Origin of the sequence: Streptomyces pacificus, assembly GCF_011766325.1 — a bacterium.
GTDB lineage: Bacteria > Actinomycetota > Actinomycetes > Streptomycetales > Streptomycetaceae > Streptomyces > Streptomyces pacificus.
Genome location: NZ_BLLG01000067.1, coordinates 1 through 756 on the forward strand (window position 1 = coordinate 1; position 756 = coordinate 756).

At 68.1% G+C, this 756-nt stretch carries 1 protein-coding gene; it reads right to left on the reverse strand.

All coding sequences use genetic code 11. The features are described from left to right. Positions 1-756, reverse strand: a 756-nt coding sequence (locus tag SCWH03_RS28270) for a beta-ketoacyl synthase N-terminal-like domain-containing protein (protein ID WP_173267771.1), incomplete at both ends; no start/stop codon positions are given.

Sequence of the window (756 nt, forward strand, 5' to 3'; positions counted from 1 at the left end):
CATCCCCCGCCGACAACCCCGCCGACGCAAGCGCCTGCCGGATCACCCGCTGCTGCGAAGGACCGTTCGGCGCCGTCAGACCATTCGACGCACCATCCTGATTCACCGCCGAACCACGCACCACCGCAAGAACCCGATGCCCCTTGCGCACCGCATCAGACTGCCGCTCCAACACCAGCAGCCCCACACCCTCCGCCCAACCCACACCATCCGCACCCTCACCGAACGCCTTGCAACGCCCGTCCTCGGACAACCCCCGCTGACGAGAGAACCCGACGAACGCACCCGGGGTGGACATCACGGTCACACCGCCGGCCAGAGCAAGATCGCACTCGCCCTGCCGCAGCGCCTGAGCCGCCAGATGCATCGCCACCAGCGACGACGAACACGCCGTGTCGACCGTGACCGCCGGCCCCTCGAAACCGAACGTGTACGACACCCGGCCCGAGACCACACTCGGTGAGGTACCGGCGCCCTGGTGCCCCTCGGCTTCAGCGTCCAGGATCTGGGCGTAGTCGTTGTACATGACGCCTGCGAACACGCCGGTGCGGCTGCCGCGCAGCGACACCGGGTCGACACCGGTGCGCTCCAGCGCCTCCCAGGCCGCCTCCAGCAGCAGCCGCTGCTGCGCGTCGGTCGCCAGCGCCTCACGCGGGGACATACCGAAGAACTCGGGATCGAACAGGTCGGCATCGTGCAGAAAACCACCGGAACGCGTATACGACGTACCGGCGTGATCGGGGTCCGGATGATACA